Below are 5,919 nucleotides of genomic sequence, written 5' to 3'. Positions count from 1 at the left end.
GAATAGGAATAGCCCTGCTCGTATGGCGGCCGGAAATTCTCCCGCGCCGATGTCCGAGCCTTCGGGTAGCGCTCTTCCAGAGTAGGCGCGCGCCAGGCGCTTTCGGGCGGAACAGTGTCCAAATCCACCGCTTCGGCCGGCTCCCGCCGCACGAAATAGCGAAGCGCCGAGGCCAGCGAGCCGAAGAGCCCGGGACGGCCGGCATCATTGGCCGGTTCCGGCGGCGTGACGGATTGCGCCGGAGCCGACGCGACCGGCGGAGGGGCCGGAGGCGAGGCAGGCGGCGGCGTGTAGGACGCAGCCGGCGATGGCGTGAATGACGCGGCTGGGGGCGGTGTGAAAGCCGGAGATGGCGGCGGCGTGAAGGCTGGCGGCGGAGCGACAGGCGGGGCCGGAGGCGGTGTTACGAGCGGCGGCGGCGCCGGCGGAGCTGCACGGTTCGAAGTGTTCTCCACCTTGGGATCACGCTCACCCACTCTGCGCCGCGAGCGGCTATCGGCCGTCTCGCGCAGGCTCGCATAGACGCCGCGCAGCCCGCCAAGGCCGATGCCGGCGAACAGGCCGGCAAACAGGCCCGCCAAGGCCATCACCGCACGCGACGGTCCCTTGGCCTGCAGCGGCGCATAGGCCTCCGAAATGACGCTGATATTGGCGGTGTTGATGTCCTTCTGTTCCCCGGTTTCCTTGGCGCGCAGCAGGAACTGCTCGTAGACGGAACGCTTGGCGGCGGCCTCGCGCTCCAGCTCGCGCAGCGAGACCAGATTGTTGTTGACGTCGCCGCTCTGCACCTTGGCCTGCGCCAGGCGCGAGGACAGGTCCTGCTCGAGCTGGACGGAGCGCTTCAGGTCAACCTGCAGCGAGGATGCGATACGCTGCAGCTCGGCGCCTATGCGCTCGCGCGCGCCGGCAAGCTGGGCATTCAGCGCCTCGATCTCCGGATGACGCGGCCCGAGCTTGACCTCGGCGCGGTCGGCTTCCTGCTTCAGCGCCGCATATTGCGAGCGCAGCTCGCTCATCATGTTGGAATTGATCTCTTCCGGCAACGTGCCGCTGAGGACCGAATTGACGTTCAGCGAGCGTGCCGAGGCGGCGCGGGCATTGAGCTCGAGCGTGCGGGCGCGGGCGACGGAAAGCTGCTCGTTGAGCTTCAGCATCTGGTCGTCGCTGATCAGGTGGCCCTGCGCATCGACGAGGTCATGCGTGGCCCTGAAATCCTCGACGGCGCGCTCGGCCGTCTCGACGCCCTTGCGCAATTCGTCGAGCCTGGCGGTGAGCTCGTCATTGGCGCGGCCCGCCGTGCTCGACTGGATCTCGCTGGAGATCTGCTTGAACGCCTTGACCATGGTGTTGGCGATCAGGGCGGATTTCTCGGCGTTCTGCGTGGTGGCGCTGACCGAGACCACGAAAGTCTTGCCGCCGCGCTCGACGTCGAGGCTTTCATACAGGTTGCCGACCGCCAGCGCGCGCTTGCGCGCTTCGTCCGCAGCGCCCGCATCCTGCCGCGACAGGATCGAGCGGAGCGTCGACATCAGGCCGAAGCCGCCCTTGCCCTGGCCGTTGAATTCGGGATCGTTGGTGAGGTTGAGATCGGTGACGACCTTATTGAGGACGGTTCCCGAAGTCAGGATGCGGACCTGGTTCTCGACAATGGCCAGCGTCGCATCCGAGGCGACCACGTTCTGCGTCAGGTCGCGGTCGGTGAGCTTGAGGTCGCGCGGGTCGACGATGACGTCGGTGGTGGCTTCATATTTCTTCGGCGTCGACAAGGCGATGGCGACGCCGAGCGCGGCGCCCAGGATGGTCGTCGACAGGATCAGCGCCCTGGATCGCGTGATGCCGTGCACGACCTGCATCGGGTCGATCAGCGGCTTCCATTCCTCGGAAACGTCGCCGGCGGATGGCCGGCTCGACTTAGGTTCGGGAGCGGCTTGCGGCTGCTGGCCCTGCGCCGGGGCTTCATGGGACGGCCCGGACGAAGCAGACCGATTTCTTCCGCGCCAGTCATGTTCGGGTTCGACCGGCCCGGATTCCGCTCGCACCTGATCCCGGTCAAATTCGCCGGTATCGGCGGGCTGCGGATTGACCTTCGCTTCGCGTTCGGAACGCGCGGCGCGATGGCGCGCGGCGGCGTCCTCGCGCCAGGAGGAATTGGCCCGCTCGCCGATCGAAACCGTGTTGTCGTCGCCACGCATGGCTTGGCCGAGCGCCAGCAGAGAACGCTCGCGCCTCCAGTCATCACGGTTATCCCTGTCGACCATTGTCCTGGAACTACTCTCTGGCGGCTTGGGCGCGGCGGATCGGCCAATCGTTAAGCCACGCTAAACGGGCATAGGAAACAAACGGTTAATTTTGCACCCAGGCCCGCACGGTTTCTCGCCTTGTTCGCGGCATTTCGGCGCCGCCAGGACAGGCGCCAGAACGCCGCGTTAAACTTTCCAGCCTATCTATCGCCCCGACATGACCCAGGCCAGCGACATGCCGCAAAGGCGGAGCCTCGCGCGGATCGGCCACTTCGTGGCCACCCGCCGGAAACTGGTATTCGACTATTTCTCGGCGATCAGCGGCGCCGGCGGCCGGCTGGTATTTTCACTCGCCTATTTCATCGCCTTGGCCAACACGCTTTCGATCGCCGAATTCGGCATGTTCGCGACCGCCTCGGCCGCAGGCATCATGCTGTCGCGCATCCTCGCCTTCGGCTTCATCTCGGCGCTCTACCGCACCGCCACGATCCGCCCCAACCTGATCGGCACCTTCACCGCCGGTTTCCTGCTTCTCGGCCTGTTCTCGCTGCCGTTCCTCGCCGCCGCGTCCTACGTCGTCTATCTGATCTTCTTCGCCGGCACCGTGCCGCTATCGGCCTTTGCCGCTGTTGTCTTCGCCGAGGCGCTTCTGTGGCGGCCGGTCGAAGTGGTGCTGATCGTCAACAACGGGCTCGGCAAGTTCGGGCGGGCAGCCATCCTCGCCATCCTGACGACGGCGCTTCGGGCAGTCGGCGCGATCCTGTTCATGCTTGCCGCACAGCATACGATCGGCGTCTGGTCGCTGTTCTATATCGGCGCCAATGCCGCGTCGCTCATCGTCGCCTTCGTCTTCTTCTATCCGCGCCAGCGGCTGAGGTTGCGCGCCGAGCTCTATTTCCGGCGGCTCGCCGATTCCATCTATGTCGCCGGCTCCGAAGTGCTGTTCTACCTGCAGATGGAGTTCGACAAGCTTCTGGTGCTGTCGATCGGCGGGCCGCATCTCGCCGGCATCTATGCCATCATCATGCGGCTGGTCGACCTCACCGCGATCCCGATCCGCACCTTCTCGATGATGCTGGTGCAGCGCATGATGCGGGCGCCGGAGCTTCTGTCGCGGCTGGCGGTGAAGAGCGGCATCGAAGGCGGCGTATTCCTGGTCTCGACGCTGGCGCTGGTTTCGCTCGGCATCGTGCTGCACTTCTTCCCGAATGCGCTCGGCAAGAATGTCGCCGAGGCAGCGCCGCTGGTCGCGCTGGCGGTCTGCGTGCCTGGCCTGCGCAACCTCGTCGAATACCAGGCCGAGCTGCTCTTCGCGCGCGGCCAGACGGCGGTGCGGGCAATCAATCTCGGCCTGCTCGCCGGATTGAAGGCGGTGCTCTTGACCTATGTGCTGACGACGATCCCCGACACGGCCAATCTGGTCCTGTCGCTCAACATCGTCTTCCTGCTGCTCTATCTTGCCTCGATGCTGCTGACTTACTCGGCCATGCGCCGGCCCGCAAAGGCGATCTAGCTTACCTGGTGCCAGCCAGGATTGCCGTTCGTGCGGACCGCCGCAAACGTTCGGGATTGAGGCGAAGCCTCTCAGCTTCGTCATCCACGGGCGGAGCGGGAGTGAAGCGGACGCGGAGACCCGAGGATCCATGCCGTGACTTTAGCTGAGGGATGCAGCGGAGCAGAACTCTGCACCGCGGCGACGCCTCCACGTCACGGCATGGATTCCAGGGTCTGCGCGCGTCGCTTCGCTCCTTGCTCCGCCCTGGAATGACGACGAGAGGGATCGCTTCTGGCAGTTTCCAAGTTTCAGATCTATCAGAACTATCCAAGCCCGATCAGGCGGCGGATGCGGCCGATATCGGTGCCGATGAAGGACTGCATGCCGATCGCCACCTGTTCCGGCGCCATGGTGTCGACGAAGCGGCGGAACTCGCCATCGGAGAGCGGCTCGCCGTTCCAGTGGACGTGGCAGAACTCCTCCGAACCGTGGAAATGGCCGGCGCCTTGAAGCACGTCGTCGACGTAGCGGCCATAGATCATGCATTCGGAGAACTGGCGCGCCGAGCCGACGACGCCGACCCAGTCGCGGCCGTGCACCTTCTCGATGCGCCCACACATCGCGTTGACCGTCTCCCGACGCCAGGCAATCAGCGTCGAGATGTAGTCGTGGCTCGATCGATTGGCGGGATCGATGCCGAGCGCGGCACCGGCATTGCGCGACCAGATGCGATGCTCGTCATGGCCGTCGTTCGACAGCACGCCGTCGCGCCGGAACAGCCGCACCTTGCCCTCGCGCCAGAAGGCGTTCGCGTCGAACGGTTTCAGGAAGGCGACGTCGGAATCGCAAAAGACCAGCACGTCTTCCTTCACCTGCCCGGCAATGGCGATCCGGCGCAGCTGCTGCACATGCCAGCCGCGCAGCGGCTGCGTCTTCAGGCTCAGCCAGACGCGGCGGCGGAAGCCGCTCAGCGGATCGTCAATGACGCGCAGCCAGCGCGGCAACAGGTCCCACTCGTCCACGACGCTGCGGCGGCTGCCTTCGAGCTGGCGAAACAGCGCGACGTCGCGATGTTCGGTCAGGATGTAGTGATGCGCCATGCCGGTGACGTGGCGGTCGACGGTTTCGCACAAAAGCCGGCAGCGCTCGAAGTCCGGCGCGTAGCTCGCCGTGACGATCGCGGCCAAGGGCATGCGCGGCAGCGGTTCGATCGCGGTGGAGGTGCCCGGCACGAAGCGGCTGTTCACCGGCGCGCCTCCAGCGGCCGCGGCCCGAGCGACAGCTTCTGCCTGACGACGCGCCACAGGAAGAGCGGATTGCCGACGATGTAGCGGCGCCACAGGCGGCCAGGCTCGATCCACAGGCGGAACAGCCATTCGAGACGCAACCGGCGTAGCCATAGCGGCGCGCGCGGCACCGAGCCGCTCATGAAATCGAGCAGCGCGCCGACGGCGACCGGCAGCGTGCAATGGCGGCTGTCGATGTGGCGCTCGATCCACAATTCCTGGCGCGGCACGCCCATGGCGACGAGCAGCACGTCCGGCCGCAGCCGGGCGATGCGCTCGAGGATCGCCGGTTCCTCGGCAGCGGAGAAGAAGCCGTCATGGACCACGACGAATTTGTGCTGCATGGCGAGCGTCGAAAGCTTCGCGCAGGCGGCTTCGGCATTGGCGCGCGTCGTGCCGAGCAGCGCCACCGTCAGCGGGTGCGACGAGGCCTGCAGGAAGGCCGGGATGAAATCGGTGCCGTTGAGATTGCTGGGGAAAGGCGCGCCGTAAAGCAGCTTTGCCGCCATGTCGACGCCGACGCCATCGGGAAGGATCAGGAAATTTTCCAGCGCCTCGGCAAAGACCGGATCGGTGCAGGCAAGGTTGGCGTTGTGGGCGTTGAGGAAGCTCACCTTGGTGAAGCGGCGCTCGTCGATCAGCCTGGTGAGCAAGGCGATGGCCTCGTCCCAGCGAATGGCGAGCACCGGAATGCCCAGAATGGTCTTGAGCGTGTCGAAGCCGAAGGCGGCGCGCGCTGTGTGCATGTTCATGCGGCGACCTCCTGCCTGACAACGCCGAGCTTCTCCACACCAAGCCCGATCGCGGCGTCGAGCGCCTTGAGCTGGCGGCGGTGGAAGGCGCTGCCATCGACATCGCGGGCATTGGCGGCTGCCGCCTGGAGGGCGGCGGCGAAAGC

At 66.0% G+C, this 5,919-nt stretch carries 4 protein-coding genes and 1 pseudogene; 1 reads left to right on the top strand and 4 read right to left on the bottom strand.

Going from position 1 to position 5,919, the window contains the following annotated elements; all coding sequences use genetic code 11:
- Nucleotides 1–2,258: GumC family protein (locus EOD07_RS19175; RefSeq protein WP_127236586.1), on the bottom strand; the 2,258-nt coding region annotated here is incomplete at its 3' end.
- Between the two features lie 199 nt (nt 2,259–2,457).
- Here EOD07_RS19175 and EOD07_RS19170 point away from each other — a divergent pair.
- Nucleotides 2,458–3,753 (top strand): lipopolysaccharide biosynthesis protein, encoded by a 1,296-nt coding sequence (locus EOD07_RS19170; protein ID WP_127236585.1) that lies wholly within the window; start codon nt 2,458–2,460, stop codon nt 3,751–3,753.
- A 305-nt stretch (nt 3,754–4,058) separates the two neighbouring features.
- On the opposite strand, the gene EOD07_RS19165 is transcribed toward EOD07_RS19170, so the two are convergent.
- From EOD07_RS19165 to EOD07_RS39225, 3 genes and pseudogenes are all read right to left on the bottom strand, one after another.
- Entirely contained in the window at nt 4,059–4,982 is a 924-nt protein-coding gene (locus EOD07_RS19165) for a DUF6492 family protein (protein ID WP_127236584.1), read from the bottom strand.
- Nucleotides 4,979–5,773: a WecB/TagA/CpsF family glycosyltransferase gene (locus EOD07_RS19160; protein WP_127236583.1), complete on the bottom strand. Its 795-nt coding sequence runs from the start codon at nt 5,771–5,773 to the stop codon at nt 4,979–4,981. Before EOD07_RS19160 ends, EOD07_RS19165 begins: the two co-directional genes overlap by 4 nt.
- Nucleotides 5,770–5,919, bottom strand: a pseudogene (locus EOD07_RS39225) (glycosyl transferase); the annotation flags it as partial. The pseudogene EOD07_RS39225 and the gene EOD07_RS19160, both read right to left, overlap by 4 nt.

The organism is Mesorhizobium sp. M2C.T.Ca.TU.002.02.1.1 (assembly GCF_003997225.1).
The sequence above is the reverse complement of the archived record's forward strand: the minus strand, read 5'-3'. Positions and strand labels throughout refer to the sequence as shown.